This is a genomic window from Bacillus sp. B.PNR1 (assembly GCF_030386235.1).
GTDB classification, from domain to species: Bacteria; Bacillota; Bacilli; order Bacillales; family Bacillaceae; genus Bacillus; species Bacillus stercoris.
Genome location: NZ_JANYMN010000001.1, coordinates 1,920,068 through 1,935,627 on the forward strand (window position 1 = coordinate 1,920,068; position 15,560 = coordinate 1,935,627).

Consider the following 15,560-nt stretch of genomic DNA (forward strand, 5'->3'; position numbering starts at 1 on the left):
TCTTTTTCAACGAAATTCGTGTTACGATATAGAAAAACAATCATGAGGAGGAACATTATGCTCGAAGTCAAAACCATTTCTGCGGAAGATACATATGAAATCCGGCATCGCATTCTGCGTCCCCATCAATCCATCGAACAATGCAAATATAAAGAGGATCACGCAGAAGGCTCCTTTCATCTCGGCGCGTTTTATGATGGAACGCTGATCAGCATCGCTTCTTTTTCCCCGCAAAGTCAGCCTTTATTAACGGAAACCCCTGCGTATCGGCTGAGAGGCATGGCAACGCTCGAAGGATATCGCGATCAAAAAGCTGGAAGCACGCTGATCAAACACGCGGAGCACAAACTGGCGGAGAGCGGCGTTCAGGCGGTATGGTGCAACGCAAGACACCATGTCAAGGGCTACTATGCCAAGCTTGGCTGGGAGGAACTTGGCGAACCATTTGACATTCCCGGCATTGGCAATCATATTGTCATGTACAAAACACTTAGAACAAGCAGGTGATCTTATGGACATAGTGGATGAACTGATTGAGCTTCATGAAGAACACGTTTCCGGTTTATTGCGGCTTTGCAGGCAAGCCGGGTGGCCGGATTATGGCGAACAAGAGCTGAAACTGCTTGTTCAGCAGGGACGCTTTTTCGGTTATCAAAATGTCAGCGGTGAGATGATTTCCTGCATCGGCTTGTTTTTGTTTGGCCGTCTTGCTTCTATCGGTCTTGTTATCGTTGACAAGGAATATAAACGGCTTGGTCTCGGCAGGCGTATGGTAAACGCCTGTATCGCCCAAGCGGATGAAAACACCGCCATCAGGCTTTGCGCCACAAAAGAAGGTTTGCCGCTTTATGAAAAAGCAGGCTTTCATACGGCAGGAACAGTGCGAAAGTACAGCTGTCACAGTTTTCAACCTTATACAAAACAGCTTGACGCTGAACTGTCATTCTTTAGAGAACAAGACTTTCAAGACTTAGCGACGGCGGATCTGGCCGCCTTTGGCGGAGATCGATCAAGCCTTTTGCAGCAGCTTATTTCCACTTCATGCGAATGTGTCATCGCCAGAAAACCTGACGGACAGTTCATTGGGTACGGACTATCTGTACAAACACCGGCCCATTTGAAATTCGGCCCCATTATCGCTCCATCACCAGACGTTGCTGCACAAATAATCAACAGGCTGGCGGCCGGAAAACAAGGCCCGATGCGAATCGATATACCAGGTGAACACACGTCTCTTCATGACAGCCTGATAGAAATGGGATTTCATAAAGATGATGAACCTCCGCTTTTGTTCTATCAGAAAAAAGCGCCTATTCAAAATGGACACTTATATGCTTTGATTTCACAGGCTCTCGGCTAACCCTCTTTTTCCCGAACAGGTATCTTCTGTTCGGTTTTTTTGCTGTCTGATTACTGAATAAACGAAGCCATCAGGGACATTCTAAGCAGAAGAAAAGGAGTGTGCTCTGAGATGGAATCATCAAAACAAAATAACGGAATGACGATTGTAGCAATCGGTTCAATCCCTTTAATATTAACCCTCGGAAACTCGATGCTTATTCCGATTTTACCAAAAATGAAATCTGAACTTCATTTATCACAATTTCAAGTCAGTCTCGTGATCACAGTATTTTCCTTGATTGCAGCATTTACGATTCCGATCGTCGGTTATCTCGCAGACCGATTCTCAAGGAAAATCATCATTATTCCCTGCTTAATTTTGTATGGTGCCGGCGGTTTGTTAGCCGGGTTTGCGGCAGGTTTTTTTGACAATGCCTTTCCTTGGGTCATGGCAGGACGAGCGCTTCAGGGAATCGGGGCAGCCGGAACAGGCCCAATTGCCATGGCACTGACGGGAGATCTGTTTAAAGGCGCCCAGGAGAGCAAGGTGCTGGGCCTTGTTGAAGCTTCAAACGGCATGGGGAAAGTGCTTTCACCAATCATCGGCTCGCTTATCGCCCTGCTTGTCTGGTATGGCGCATTTTTTGCCTTCCCTGTGTTTTGTATCATTTCAATCGTGCTGACTTGGATTTTTATTAAAGAGAAGAAAAAGGAAAAAGAACCGCCACCTATCGGAAAATATGCGAAAGGGCTGTTAAGTGTTTTTAAACATGAAGGCAGATGGCTGTTTACCGCTTATTTAGCCGGTGCGACCTGTTTGTTTACTTTATTCGGCATCCTGTTTTACCTCTCAGATGTTCTTGAAAAAACATACGACACCGACGGCGTGAAAAAAGGCTTGATTTTAGCGATTCCGCTTTTGGTTATGTGTGTGACGTCTTATACAACAGGAAGCAAAATTGGGCAAAAGCAATCGTTAATGAAAAAGCTGATCGTACTCGGATTGGCGTTCATGACCGTATCTTACGCGGCACTGTCATTCATTGAAAATCTTGTCCTCTTTATCAGTGTTCTCGTGCTGAGCAGTATCGGCTCAGGTCTTGTTCTTCCTTGTGTGAACAGTTTCATTACCGGTGCTGTCGGCAAAGAAAGACGAGGATTTGTCACCTCGCTGTACGGATCTGTACGCTTCTTAGGGGTAGCAATCGGCCCTCCGATTTTCGGCCGCCTGATGCAATGGTCCAGACCCGGCATGTTTTTAAGCATTGCGGGATTGACTCTCGTTGTCGGCATTCTTGTGATGATGTTAATCCATGTGAAGCAAAATAATGAAGAAACAAAAGAGAAAGAAGACCCTAAAATGGCTGGCAATCGGCTGCAGCCCGCTGAGGAAAGGTAGCACCTAGTTTGAAGATTGTACGCATTGAAACCTTTCCGCTCTTGCACCGATTAGAAAAGCTATACGGAGACGCCAACGGGCTTAAACGATATCGGACTTGTTATCTGATCAGGATTATCACCGAAAGCGGGATAGACGGCTGGGGAGAATGTGTTGATTGGCTCCCTGCTCTCCATGTCGGTTTTACGAAACGGATCATCCCGTTTCTTTTAGGAAAACAGGCCGGCAGCCGCCTGTCATTAGTACGCACGGTTCAGAAATGGCACCAGCGGGCGGCCTCCGCTGTAAGCATGGCGCTGACAGAGATTGCGGCCAAAGCTGCGGATTGTTCAGTTTGCGAATTATGGGGCGGGCGATTCAGAGAAGAGATTCCTGTGTACGCCTCTTTTCAATCGTACTCAGACTCCTCGCAATGGATCAGCCACTCAGTCTCCAACGTTGAAGCCCAGTTAAAAAAGGGGTTTGAGCAAATCAAAGTCAAAATCGGCGGCACCTCCTTCAAGGAGGATGTCCGGCACATCAATGCGCTGCAGCATACAGCCGGCAATTCCATTACGATGATTCTGGACGCAAACCAAAGCTATGATGCCGCTGCGGCGTTTAAATGGGAGCGCTATTTCTCCGAATGGGAGAACATTGGCTGGTTTGAGGAGCCTTTGCCCTTTGATCAGCCGCAGGATTACGCTTTGCTTCGCAGCCGTTTATCTATTCCTGTTGCCGGTGGAGAAAACATGAAAGGCGCGGCGCAATTTGCGCCTCTCCTTTCACAGCGCTGTTTGGATATCATTCAGCCCGATGTCATGCATGTCAACGGAATCGATGAGTTTCGGGACTGCCTCCAGCTCGCCCGTTATTTTGGCGTCAGAGCATCCGCCCATGCATATGATGGATCACTTTCACGGCTCTATGCTTTATTTGCACAAGCCTGCCTGCCCCCATGGTCTAAAATGAAGAACGATCAAATTGAACCGATCGAGTGGGACGTCATGGAGAATCCTTTTACAGATCTCGTCAGCCTGCAGCCTTCAAAAGGAATGGTCCACATCCCGAAAGGAAAAGGCATTGGAACAGAGATCAATATGGAAATCATCAATCGCTGCAAGTGGGATGGCTCAGCCTATTAGCTGGGCCATTTCTTCATTTTGAGACATAAATCATGGACAGCCTCATAAAATGAAAACAGCGGACAAGTCTTTTCATAAAGGAGCAAATGACTTAATGGCTGAACTGCTGATGAAAGCAAAACTCACGTTTATGATTGTCGTAGGCGGCGTACTACAGGGACTCGGCATGTCCTTGTTTTTATTTCCGCATGATATTCCGACAGGCGGTGCAGCAGGTATTGCGGTGCTATTGCATTATCTGTTTCAAATTCCCCACGGCTTTTCAGTATGGGCTGTGAATGTATCAATGCTTTTTACTGCTTTAAAGTGGCTGGAGATGAGGACATTCACCGGCACCCTCGCTTCTATCACCGTCACCTCTGTCTCGGTATTGATCTTTGATGCGGTTTTTCCGGATATCACATCAAACCTGTGGCTTGATCTGGCAAGCGGCGCAGTGTTATTGGGACTCGGCATCGGACTTTTATACAAATATAAAATTTCGAACGGAGGATTCGGAGCCCTTGCTCTAATGATTTCTATCTACCGCGGCGGGAATCCCGGAACGATTCTGCTCATCATGAATTGCATCATTTTTATGGTCACCGCGTCTATTATTGATTGGGGCATCGTCATTCAAGCCCTCATATGCCAGGTGATATCGACAAGAGTCATCGACTTCATCTACAACATCCGCCTGACCTCTCTTCCCTATCTCACGCCTATGTACCGCCATAAAAAATAATAGGCAGAGGCTCTCTTCACAACGAGAGCCCCGCAGCCGCTGTTTTACAGAAAAAAGGTATCGGATCTTAGCCCTAAACGCAGCGTCTCCAACGCGATGGCATCATGAAATGGAATATTGGCCAGATTCACATTCGGCCCGATTTTTTGAATAAACCCTTGCTGAAGCGTTTTGTTAGGCGCTTCAAAAATCAGCCTGTTGATATCAATATCCGAGGAAATGATGTCGTCAACAATTTGAAACCTGACATCTCCGCTGCTGGAACAGATCCCTCCCGTCCCGCTTTCTCTGGCTTCTGTAATCACTTTTTCCGCGCCCGCTTCCAAATCCTCAACGATATATTCAAGCCATTCCTCAGAGCTTTGCCGGCTTGCTAATTCCGCATCCTTGCTGCCCACCTCACTAAGCACAAGAAATTCATCAGAAAAATCGGCAATGTAAGCCGCTTTCTCTTTATTTGTCATCGGGAGCGTACCGTTTGAAATCTCAATATATTCACAGCCGAAATAGGTGCAGTACCGATGAAATTCATTCACTTTTTTCTGGCTTACGTACTTTTCGAACAGTGTGCCGCCAAAGAAAAATGAAATGTCATGCTCTTTTAGCGTGCTGATTTTTTCTTCAAGATCTTTCGTAAGTAATGATGTGCCCCAGCCGAATTTCACAAAATCAATATAGTCGGACGCTCCAGCTATCGCATCTTTAAAAAATTGCAAGGGATAGCCGTTATCAATTAAAATGGACTGCCCGGTTTCTCTCGGCTTATTTGTTCTCACTGGCAATTCTAGTGAAAAATCATTCATATTATGACCCTCTCTATCGTTGGAACTTCTCCATCTTGTTTCACTTTCATCACAAAATCGCCCGTCAGTTCTTTTGCACAGTAAGCGATGTCCTCCGAATCAAATAATGGCTGGCGGCGGTCAAAAAATTTCTCTGCAACAGAAGAGCCTTTTATTCTTTGAATCGCCTCCTCAGCCGTTACCGCATTTGTCCCTTCAATGATGCCTTTGATATACTCCGCACACGCCATATCGTCATCACCGAATGGGTGGGAAGCCACAATGTTTATGACACAATCGTTTGCGGCGAGCTTTTTTACATGCTGTGCCGTTGTTTTGGCATTGGAAAATCCAGTTACGAACAGATGCTTTGCATTCAGCGCCCCCAACGCCGCTGTGACGCCATTAGTTGTTTTCTGGATCAGACGCTTATCCGCCATATCCTGCTCAGCCATGCGCTTAGGAGAATTATCTAAATCAAATCCGCTGATACCGACCCCCTTTTCCTCTCCCGTCAATACATAATCCGGATAGGTGCCTTTCAGCGCAAAGGCTTCATCAGCCGTCCGGACCAACAAAATCTCTTTCGCCCCGCCGATAAACGCATAATGGGCGACCGTAAAGGCTCTGATGACATCAATGACGATGTTAATATCCGCCGGGGCAAGCGAATGATGATGCCCCTGATAAATGGAAATCGGCATAATACCTCTCCTTGGGCATAAAACCATTTTGCTTAAAAGCATATTCAGCCGGGCTCTTAATGGTTCCGCTCCTCATTTTAGGCGGGCGCGGCACCTAAAAACCCTGAACCTTTATGCAAAAAATGAATAGTCTGCCTATAACTCGATCAATAGATAAAAAAGCAGATGCAAACGGGGGGAAAACGTTGAACGAAACCATCACGTATGACACATGGAACGACATGCTGTCCAAACAAATAACGGATCAATTGATCGATGAGCTCGATGTGTTGAAATGGGCTTACCGAACGTACGGAGAAAAGATTGTGTACGCCTGCAGCTTTGGCGCAGAAGGGATGGTGCTTCTCGACTTAATATCAAAAATCAACAAAAACGCACACATCATCTTTTTGGATACAGGGCTTCATTTTCAAGAAACATATGAGCTGATCGAGGCTGTCAAAGAGCGATATCCGGGATTTACAATCCAGCTGCTCGAGCCCGAGCTGAGCCTGGCAGAACAGGAGACGAAGTACGGCGGAGAGCTGTGGAAGCATAACCCGAACCTCTGCTGCCAATTGCGGAAAATCGAACCGCTCAAAAAGCACCTTTCCGGCATGACAGCTTGGATTTCAGGGCTGCGACGGGAGCAGTCGCCAACGAGAAAGCATATTCAATACGTAAACCTGGACCAGAAGTTTAAGCTCATCAAAATTTGCCCGCTCATCCACTGGACATGGGATGACGTTTGGACGTACATCCGCCTGCACAATTTGCCTTACAACAAACTGCACGATCAACATTATCCGAGCATAGGCTGTGAAATGTGTACATTGCCTTCCTCGGACCCGAACGATGAGAGGGCTGGAAGATGGGCCGGACGGGAGAAAACAGAATGCGGCCTGCATCAGGAATAGCGGATGGCAGGTTCTTGCTGTGAGAATCGAAATGATGTTAAGGCACTGATGTAAAACTTTCATTGAAGTGCAGAAAAGAAAACAAGGAAACGTATAAATGGAGGTTGAACACGTTGAATGGAAACGAGCCCCATGGAGGGGTATTAATCAACCGCTGTGATCCCGCATGCCGTTTTGAAGGGTGCACGTGCGAAGCGGAGCTGGATCAGCTTGCACTGAGCGACCTGGAGCTTATTGCGATCGGCGGCTACAGCCCGTTAACAGGTTTTTTGGGAGAAAAGGATTATCATCGTGTTGTGAAAGAAATGAGGCTGGCAAACGGCTTGCCGTGGAGCCTGCCGATTACGCTGCCTGTCGGAGAAGAAACAGCAAAACAGCTGTCTGCCGGAGATCACGTCAAGCTTGTGAAAGACAGCGTTACCTACGGCATGATCACAGTCACCGATATATACCGGCCTGATAAAACACTGGAAGCACTGTCTGTTTTTAAAACAACCGATCCTGCCCACCCAGGCGTAAAAAAATTGCTGGCGCGCCCGGATTATTATATCGGGGGGCCTATCACGGTCAGCCGCCTGCCTGACAAACCTTTCGAACAGTTTTATGCAGCGCCCGCAGAAACAAGAGCGGCCTTTCAAAAACTCGGCTGGCAAACGATTGTCGGCTTTCAAACCAGGAACCCTGTTCACAGAGCGCATGAATATATACAAAAAACAGCGTTAGAAACGGTCGACGGTCTGCTGCTTCACCCGCTTGTCGGCGAAACAAAGTCAGACGATATCCCGAGCGATATCAGAATGGAGAGCTACCAGGTTTTGCTTGATCACTACTATCCAAAGGATCGTGTCATGTTATCGGTTTTCCCTGCCGCCATGCGTTATGCAGGTCCGCGGGAAGCGATTTTCCATGCGCTCGTCCGAAAAAATTACGGCTGCACCCATTTTATTGTAGGCCGTGATCACGCAGGGGTCGGCAGCTACTACGGGACATACGACGCCCAAGATATTTTTCAATCATTCACAGAGGAGGAGCTTGGCATCAAGCCGCTGTTTTTCGAGCACAGCTTTTATTGCCGAAAATGCGGAAACATGGGCACCTCCAAAACATGTCCGCACAGCTCAAGAGACCACATCCACTTATCAGGCACAAAAGTGAGAGAGCTTCTCCGCCAAGGCAAAAAGCCGCCTAAAGAGTTCAGCCGGCCTGAGGTCGCAGCCGTGCTGATAAAGGGACTTCATCAACAGCCTGTTGCCATCCAGCAAAACAGCGGGGAATTAAAATGACACACAATCCGAACATTATTTGGCATCCCGCTGCCATCTCAAAGTCTGACAGACAGTCCTTAAACGGACACCAAAGCTGCGTCCTCTGGTTTACCGGCTTATCAGGCTCCGGAAAATCGGTGCTGGCCAATGCAGTCGATGAAAAGCTTTACCGCAGGGGCATTCAGAGCTATGTGCTTGACGGTGATAATATCCGCCACGGCTTAAACAAAGATCTTGGATTTCAGACTGGTGACAGGATTGAAAACATCCGCCGGATCGGAGAAGTGGCGAAGCTATTTGTCGACAGCGGGCAAATGATTTTAACGGCTTTTATCTCTCCATTCAGAGAAGACCGGGACATGGTTAGAGCGCTCTTTCCTAAAGATGAGTTCTTCGAAATTTATGTAAAGTGCCCGCTGCATGTTTGTGAACAGCGCGATCCAAAAGGACTTTATAAAAAAGCGCGAAACGGAGAGATCAAACATTTCACCGGGATCGATTCTCCGTATGAAGCGCCGATTTCACCCGATTTTATCATTGAATCGGACCAGATCTCTATTTCCGATGGAGCTGACCTCATCATTAACGAACTGCAAAACAAAGGGATCATATAAAAACCCGATGAATATCGGGTTTTTTCTTATGAGTCGGAGAACTTTGCAATCAAACTGTTAATCTTCTCTTTTTCCTCATAAAATGCTCCGTGCCCGCTGTTTGCAAACGGAACCAATTCTGACTGTTTGATGCCGCGCTTCAATTCTTTCGCAAAATCAAACGGCGCAATTTTATCTTTTCTCCCGTGCAAGATCAGCGTCGGCACCTTGATTGCAGTAAGTTCCTTTCTGAGATCCTCGTCTCTTAATGCAATGCCCGAGTGGATCGTCCCGTAGGAGGAGGCCTCCAGCATCAGATTGAGAAACCACTGTCTAAGCTCTGGGGACACTTTTTTCTCAAAAAACTGTTTCCCTAAATCCGCCAGTGTTTTGGGCCGATCCGTTTTGAACAGTTCAATCATATCGTCAATATCCTGTTTCCTCATGCCGTACGGATAACCCGGGCGTTTTGTAAACGCGGGTGCCGCTGCTGACAGTAATATCAGCTTATCAACATCGGCTCCCTCATGCCTTGCCATATAACGGACTGCAATGGCTCCGCCCATTGAAAAACCGGCAAGAATCGCATTCTCAAGCTGCAGCGTATAAATGACTGCTTTCACATCATCGGCCATCGTGTCATAATCATAGCCTTCCCAAGGGCGATCAGATAGTCCATATCCCCGTAAATCAATGCCGATAAAACGGAAGCCTCTTTTCGGAAGCTCATTCATTTGATATTCAAACATCTTATGATTCAACGGCCACCCGTGCAAAAAGATGATTGGCCTTCCATGTCCGATATCCTCTACAAACAGTGTCACATGCTCCTCGGTTTTGACGTAATGTCCCATTCCGCATTCCTCCTGTTCCCTTTGGCTTTCCCGGCCTGTAAACGCCTTGACGTACAGGAAGCTTTCCATTTATGCTTACAAAACAAGCGGGCTGCTGTACCAAGAAAGGCTCTTTACGATTTACTATATGTATCAAATTCCTTAACGATCTACTAAATTGAACCCGGAAGCCTCTGTTTTTCGGGCAGCAAAGGATGTCATCACATGAATAAAATTACAATTCAAAAACCGAATATACCGGAAAACCTGCAAACCGCAGATTTTCATGATGCCGTGACGCAGGATGATGTAATCAGCATGCATTTGTTTGAAGATTGTACAATCTTCGGCGAAGATATCGAAAGACTTTGTGTGGAAAAAACGATCTTTAGAAATGTCGTGTTTATCGATGTGTCTTTTCGGCATATTGAACTGACCGATGTAATCTTTGAAAAATGTGATTTATCAAACGCCGATTTCAGCGGAGCTGTCATTCACAGAACTTCTATTAAGCAGTCAAAAATGGTTGGAATGAATGTGGCGGAAGCAACGCTGCGGAATGTTTCATTCGAGGAATGCCACGGACATTTCAGCTCATTTTCGTATTCAAATATGAAACAAGTTCGATTTGATCACTGTGCTCTTATGCAAAGTGAGTGCAGCAATACGGTGCTCCAGCAGACACACTTTGACAGGTGCGAATTGGAAGGCGCCAGCTTTTCCGGCACGTCCCTTCAAAACATGGACATCAGCACGTGCCGTTTTGAACAGCTTCATGTCTCCCTCGACAAATTGAAAGGCTGCAAAATCGCACCTGAGCACGCGATTGCTTTCGCCAGGGCGCTGGGAGCTGTGATCGTATAACAAAAGCTTAGGACATCATCAGGCGGCGGGCTGTTTCGGCTGCCGCCTTAATGCCAGTTTCCAAATCCCCAAGAGATGCATAGGAATATGACAGCCTGATGCTGTTTCGGTCTTCGCCGTCATAAATGGAACCGGGATTCACAAGCACTTGCCGTTTCAGCAGTTCATAAAAGAAACGGCTGACAGGCAGGTTTTTATGAAATGTCACCCAAATATAAAAGCCGCCGGCAGGAATCCGCCACGAGGCAATGTCCCCCGCATATCGCTCGAGAAAATGAACGGCGGCGTCTCTCCTTTGTTTAAGCACCCTTCGCACCCAAGTCAGATGCTCTTCATAATACCCCTGCGACAGCCACTCGGCAGCCGCCCACTGGGACAGTCCGCTTGAACCGTAGTCTGTCTGCATTTTAATGTCCGACAGCCTTTCAATAACCGGTTCCGGACCGGCAATCCAGCCGATTCGCAGACCGGGACTAACCGTTTTTGAAAACGTGCCCAAGTACAGAATATGGCCCTCGTGATCCATTGCTTTCAACGGCTCCGGCGGTTTTTCTTCGAACCATAAATCACCGTACGCATCATCCTCAATGATGGGCAGCTGCTCTTTTTTTGACAGGCTGATGATCTCTTTCCTCCGCTGCTCTGACATGACTGTGCCAGTCGGATTTTGAAACGATGGAATCGTGTAAAGCAGCTGTCCTCCATATTGTTTTCGATAAGAAGAAACAAGCCCCGCCTTGATCCCTTCTTTATCCATCGGCAAGCCGCGAAGCCGCATCCCCGCTGATTGAAACACATGCAAAGATTGAAGGTAGGACGGCTTCTCCGTCAAAATGACAGAGTCTCGTTTTAAAAGTCCAATTGAGATGAGCTGAAGTGCCTGAAGTGCGCCGGACACAATTAAAATTGCAGACGGTGACACACGGATCTTCTTTCCTTTTAAATGGTCCGCCACCGCTTCCCTCAGCTGACGGTTTCCTTTCGGCTGCTCGTATCCTAAAGACAGAGCCTGCGGATTGATCTTCTGAAACATCCGGCGCATTGTATCAGCAGGCAGCAGATCCGGTGAAAGCTCTCCTGTGCCTAATCTGATGATATCCGTTCTTGGTTCGTTCTGATTAATAGCCTGAATGATGGAAGAGTTAGGGCGATGAATGCCCGAACGGACGTAATCGCTCCAATCAAGCGGAGGCTCAGCCGCCAGCACGCTCCAAGTACTGTTTACAACCTTCGTACCGCCGCCTCTTCTTCCCTCTAACAAGCCTTGAGACGTGAGTTCATCTATAGCTGCTGTGACTGTGCTGCGGTTGACTTGAAACATGTCGGCCAGCGTTCTCTGCGCAGGGATTTTCGTCCCTACAGCCCACTCTCCGTGAAGAATCTTGTCTTTCATATATTGTTCGATCTGCCGATGCAGCGGAACATCTAACTTTCGGCTTGGCTTCCATTGCGACAAGGTCATGCCCCCTTTTTTCACATTATACATTTGGCTGGGTCTAATCCCAACCAAATGGCTGGAGACTTTGGTAAACATCTCTTTTATGATTGAAAAAAAGATGTGAAGGGAGCTTTTATCAGCATGAATGCAATCATTCACGGAATTGTGCTCGCGTTTGGCTTAATTTTGCCGCTGGGAGTGCAGAATGTATTTATTTTTCAGCAAGGCGCGTGGCAAAAGCAAGTTTGGCGAGCACTCCCCGCCGTCATCAGTGCTTCAGTCTGCGACACCCTGCTCATTGTATTAGCTGTTGCGGGCGTATCTGTCATTGTGCAGCAGCTGCCCATGTTTAAGGCAGTAATGATGGCCGGCGGATTTTTATTTTTGCTTTATATGGGCTGGGTAACTTGGAACAGCCGTCCAAAAACAAGCCAAGATGAAAAACATACATTTACAGCAAAAAAGCAAGCCGTGTTTGCGGCCGCTGCTTCACTTTTAAACCCGCATGCCATTCTGGACACGATCGGTGTCATCGGCACGAGTTCTCTTCAATATTCGGGGCTTGAGAAATGGCTCTTTATGGCCGCCTGTATCGCTGTATCTTGGATTTGGTTTAGCAGTCTTGCAATAGCAGGCAGGCTGTTTCAAACAATGGATACGAGCGGCAGGCTAATGGTGATCGTAAACAAATGCTCTGCAGCGGTCATGTGGGCAGCGGCAGGATATTTTGGGGTGTCACTCTTTTGCAATTGAAGGAGAAACAGATGAAAAAAACGAATATCTTAGAAAAGGGGGCATGCTGATGACTGTTGCAAAACAGTTTTATGACTATCATTCTTGGGCAAACAAGAAAATATTTACCCATATCGAAAACCTGCCGGAGGAAACTGCCTATCAAGAAGTAAAGAGCGTATTTCCTTCTGTCAGCGACGTGCTGCTTCATATGTGCAGAGCTGACTACATTTGGCTGAATGTTATTTCGGGAGTGGCCTACCAAGAGATTATAGACAGCGCAGGCAAATTAGAGTCCGCGCAAGGTAATATGGCAGCGATTAAACAGCACGCTGCCGAGCTGGAGTCACAGTATCATGATTTCTTCAGCCGCCAGACGGACTTAGAACAGACCTTCACAATGCAGCATCCGAAACTAGGTACACTGGAATCAACCTATGCAGACACCATCCTGCATGTCGTCAATCACGGCACTTACCACAGAGGGAACGTAACCGCCATGCTGAGACAGCTGGGCCATTCAGGCATACCTACTGATTATATGTACTATTTATATGAGAAAAGAGAAAGCAAGGGCTAAAATGTCCTTGCTTTTTTTGCGGAAAGCCTCAAATGCAACATATTAGCTTTTACATACCTGTATAAGCACGCTTCACATCTAGCTGGACCAGCATGCCGCTCCGAAAGGAATTGGTTGCGGCGATACCCACTTCTAAATTGATCGTCGCATCGATATCAGTCACAATCGGTGTTTTTCCATTCCGGACACACTCGGCGAAATGCTGAAGCTCCAAGCAGTAGGCTTCATGAAAACGAGTTTGAAAGTCTGGAATGATATCATAACTGCTCCCTTTAGCCGATAGGATGGTCACATGTTGATTTCTCAATGTTCCTATGAAAATACTGCCCTCTGTCCCGATAATCTCCGCCCGGATGTCATGTCCGTATGGAGAGGTTCTGCTTGCCTCGACATCCCCCGCTGCGCCGGAGTCAAATTCAATATACGTCAGCGCCTGATCCACATCGCCATACTGCTCCATAAACGGATTGTTCAGAATCCTGCCGTGTCCTGAAACAGAAGTGATTTCCGCCCCTAGCAAATAACGGGCAATATCATAGTCATGGATGGAACAGTCAATAAAAATCCCACCGCTGTGTTTGATAAATTCTGCGGGAGGCGCGCCTTGGTCGCGCGTAAAGCCTTTATAATAGATAGGTTTGCCGATTTCTCCAGCGTCGATCCGCCGTTTGGCATCTGAGTATGCTGGATCGAACCGTCTCATAAAGCCGACTTGGCAGATGACACCTGTCTCTTTCACTTTTTCAGAAACTGCTCTTGATTCCTCAAGGCTTAATGTCAGCGGTTTTTCAACAAAGATCTGTTTGCCGTTCTCGGCAGCTTTGATGATCATATCACCATGTGTGCTTGTCGGCGTTACGATAATGACAGCATCAATATCAATATCTTCCAACACTTCATACGGGTCCTCTGACCATTTTTCGATACCGAGTTCTCTGGCAACCTGCTCCGCTCTCCCTTTCAACGGATCACTGACACAGACCAGCTTTGCCCCCGGTACACTGGTAACGAGATTTTTCGCATGATAATAACCGAGCCTTCCTAATCCCAATACTGCGCATCTTACTTGATGTTCCACTCCCCATCCTCTCCTTTGTCTCATTTCAGGATCGCTTGAAGAAAGCGCTTTCTCTTAACAGCTAAAAAAACAGCGGCAACTCCGCTTTCATTTTTGCGCAAGCGCTTTCTCAAAAGATGGTTTCATTTTACACTGCCTTTTGTTGACACGCAATATGTTTTTTAAATCAAAAAACCCGCTCATTAGCGGGCTTATGTGTTAGGCGGTGATGTAGAATGTCTGATTACAAGTTCAGGCGGGAGCACTATTTTATGTTTCGTCTTTCGTTTTCCCTCTATTGCTTCTGCCAGCAGTTCAATGACGCTTCGCCCCATATCTTTTATCGGCTGGGCTACGGTCGTCAGGGGCGGAGCCGCCATTTCTGCGAGTATCGTGTTATCAAAACCAATGATAGAAAGGTCGTCCGGCACTTTTATGCCTCTTATTCTTGCAGCTTGTATGGCGGCGCAGGCCAATACGTCATTGAAGGCAAAAATAGCCGTCGGAGCGTTTCTGTCGAGCAATTTACCCGCTTCTTCCTTGCCGCTTTCCAAGGAAAATCGTGTCGGGATGATCAGTGACTCATCAATGGGCACGCCCGCTTCCTCCATCGCCTGGCGGAAGCCTTTGATTCTATTTTTTTCACCTGTCGTTGACCCGTCTCCGACAATACAGGCGATGTTCGTGTGGCCGAGTGACAGAAGATGCTTGGCAGCCTCGTACCCGCCGCGAACATCATCCATGACGACAATATCCATCGGAAGCAGCGGTTTATCCTGAGAAATCATGGCAAGCGGAATCTGTTCACTGGCGATTTCCTCCAGAGCAGACATACTGTCATGGTTTTCAATCCCTGTCGCAAAAATAATGCCGTCCACCTTTTTCTGCTTCAGCACAGAAAAATATTTCGTTTCTTTTTTCGGATCGTAATCGGTGCTGCAAATCATCATTTGAAAACCAAGCTCATCCGCTCTTTCTTCAATGCTTTTGGCAAGTTCGCCGTAAAACGGATTTGAAATATCAGGCGCTACGAGAGCGATCATATTCGTTCGTTTTCCCGTTAACGCCGCGGCGTGGACATTGGGCGTGTATGCCATTTCATTCATGACATTCATGACCTTCTGCCGCGTTTTGTCGCTGATTCTCCCCGTATGGTTAATCACACGCGACACAGTTGTAATCGAGACACCCGCCGCCCTTGCCACATCGTAGATTGTTGTTTTCATGT

Annotated in this window: 16 protein-coding genes and 1 pseudogene; 11 read left to right on the forward strand and 6 right to left on the reverse strand. The window is 47.2% G+C overall.

The features are described 5' to 3' along the window. The first annotated feature begins 57 nt into the window (after positions 1 to 57). The 5 genes from NZD81_RS10110 (at position 58) to NZD81_RS10130 (ending at position 4,588) form a co-directional block, all read left to right on the forward strand. Positions 58 to 507 (forward strand): GNAT family N-acetyltransferase, encoded by a 450-nt coding sequence (locus NZD81_RS10110; protein WP_289860432.1) that lies wholly within the window; start codon positions 58 to 60, stop codon positions 505 to 507. 4 nt (positions 508 to 511) lie between these two features. Continuing rightward, complete coding sequence (locus NZD81_RS10115) at positions 512 to 1,360, forward strand: GNAT family N-acetyltransferase (protein WP_282374169.1); 849 nt, start codon at positions 512 to 514, stop codon at positions 1,358 to 1,360. Between the two features lie 111 nt (positions 1,361 to 1,471). Further along, on the forward strand, positions 1,472 to 2,740 hold the full coding sequence (locus tag NZD81_RS10120; RefSeq protein ID WP_134975713.1) for an MFS transporter: 1,269 nt from the start codon (positions 1,472 to 1,474) through the stop codon (positions 2,738 to 2,740). Between the two features lie 8 nt (positions 2,741 to 2,748). After that, positions 2,749 to 3,864, forward strand: coding sequence for a mandelate racemase/muconate lactonizing enzyme family protein (locus NZD81_RS10125; protein WP_289860433.1), 1,116 nt, complete (start codon positions 2,749 to 2,751; stop codon positions 3,862 to 3,864). Positions 3,865 to 3,958: 94 nt separating this feature from the next. Continuing rightward, on the forward strand, positions 3,959 to 4,588 hold the full coding sequence (locus NZD81_RS10130; protein WP_009966972.1) for a YitT family protein: 630 nt from the start codon (positions 3,959 to 3,961) through the stop codon (positions 4,586 to 4,588). A 44-nt stretch (positions 4,589 to 4,632) separates the two neighbouring features. On the opposite strand, the gene NZD81_RS10135 is transcribed toward NZD81_RS10130, so the two are convergent. Both NZD81_RS10135 and NZD81_RS10140 read right to left on the reverse strand, forming a co-directional pair. After that, on the reverse strand, positions 4,633 to 5,391 hold the full coding sequence (locus NZD81_RS10135; protein WP_014663488.1) for a phosphosulfolactate synthase: 759 nt from the start codon (positions 5,389 to 5,391) through the stop codon (positions 4,633 to 4,635). Beyond that, positions 5,388 to 6,074 carry a 2-phosphosulfolactate phosphatase gene (locus NZD81_RS10140; RefSeq protein ID WP_014663487.1) on the reverse strand — a complete coding sequence of 229 codons (687 nt, stop codon included), beginning with the start codon at positions 6,072 to 6,074 and terminating at the stop codon, positions 5,388 to 5,390. Before NZD81_RS10140 ends, NZD81_RS10135 begins: the two co-directional genes overlap by 4 nt. 185 nt (positions 6,075 to 6,259) lie before the next feature. On the opposite strand from NZD81_RS10140, the gene NZD81_RS10145 reads away from it, so the two are divergent. The 3 genes from NZD81_RS10145 to cysC all read left to right on the forward strand — a co-directional run bounded on the left by NZD81_RS10145 (position 6,260) and on the right by cysC (position 8,849). Then, on the forward strand, positions 6,260 to 6,970 hold the full coding sequence (locus NZD81_RS10145) for a phosphoadenylyl-sulfate reductase (RefSeq protein ID WP_040083484.1): 711 nt from the start codon (positions 6,260 to 6,262) through the stop codon (positions 6,968 to 6,970). A gap of 113 nt (positions 6,971 to 7,083) precedes the next feature. Continuing rightward, positions 7,084 to 8,253 (forward strand): sulfate adenylyltransferase, encoded by a 1,170-nt coding sequence (gene sat, locus NZD81_RS10150; protein WP_014663485.1) that lies wholly within the window; start codon positions 7,084 to 7,086, stop codon positions 8,251 to 8,253. Beyond that, positions 8,250 to 8,849, forward strand: coding sequence for an adenylyl-sulfate kinase (cysC, locus tag NZD81_RS10155; protein ID WP_282374167.1), 600 nt, complete (start codon positions 8,250 to 8,252; stop codon positions 8,847 to 8,849). The genes sat and cysC overlap by 4 nt, the downstream gene beginning before the upstream one ends. A 26-nt stretch (positions 8,850 to 8,875) precedes the next feature. Here the strand turns inward: cysC and NZD81_RS10160 are convergent, their stop codons facing one another. After that, complete coding sequence (locus NZD81_RS10160; RefSeq protein WP_103031851.1) at positions 8,876 to 9,682, reverse strand: alpha/beta fold hydrolase; 807 nt, start codon at positions 9,680 to 9,682, stop codon at positions 8,876 to 8,878. Between the two features lie 204 nt (positions 9,683 to 9,886). Between NZD81_RS10160 and NZD81_RS10165 the strand changes: the two genes are divergently transcribed. Next, positions 9,887 to 10,525 (forward strand): pentapeptide repeat-containing protein, encoded by a 639-nt coding sequence (locus NZD81_RS10165; RefSeq protein WP_014663482.1) that lies wholly within the window; start codon positions 9,887 to 9,889, stop codon positions 10,523 to 10,525. A 7-nt stretch (positions 10,526 to 10,532) separates the two neighbouring features. Here NZD81_RS10165 and NZD81_RS10170 read toward each other — a convergent pair whose 3' ends face one another. Next, on the reverse strand, positions 10,533 to 11,987 hold the full coding sequence (locus NZD81_RS10170; protein ID WP_282374337.1) for an aminotransferase-like domain-containing protein: 1,455 nt from the start codon (positions 11,985 to 11,987) through the stop codon (positions 10,533 to 10,535). A gap of 79 nt (positions 11,988 to 12,066) precedes the next feature. Between NZD81_RS10170 and NZD81_RS10175 the strand changes: the two are divergent. After that, positions 12,067 to 12,716 (forward strand): annotated as a pseudogene (locus NZD81_RS10175) (LysE family transporter). Positions 12,717 to 12,765: 49 nt separating this feature from the next. Then, positions 12,766 to 13,275, forward strand: a complete 510-nt coding sequence (locus NZD81_RS10180; RefSeq protein ID WP_282374164.1) for a DinB family protein — start codon at positions 12,766 to 12,768, stop codon at positions 13,273 to 13,275. Positions 13,276 to 13,324: 49 nt separating this feature from the next. Here NZD81_RS10180 and iolX read toward each other — a convergent pair whose 3' ends face one another. Then, positions 13,325 to 14,353 carry a scyllo-inositol 2-dehydrogenase gene (gene iolX, locus NZD81_RS10185; protein WP_282374162.1) on the reverse strand — a complete coding sequence of 343 codons (1,029 nt, stop codon included), beginning with the start codon at positions 14,351 to 14,353 and terminating at the stop codon, positions 13,325 to 13,327. 191 nt (positions 14,354 to 14,544) lie between these two features. Continuing rightward, positions 14,545 to 15,558: a transcriptional regulator DegA gene (degA, locus tag NZD81_RS10190; RefSeq protein ID WP_282374161.1), complete on the reverse strand. Its 1,014-nt coding sequence runs from the start codon at positions 15,556 to 15,558 to the stop codon at positions 14,545 to 14,547. Positions 15,559 to 15,560: the final 2 nt, after the last annotated feature.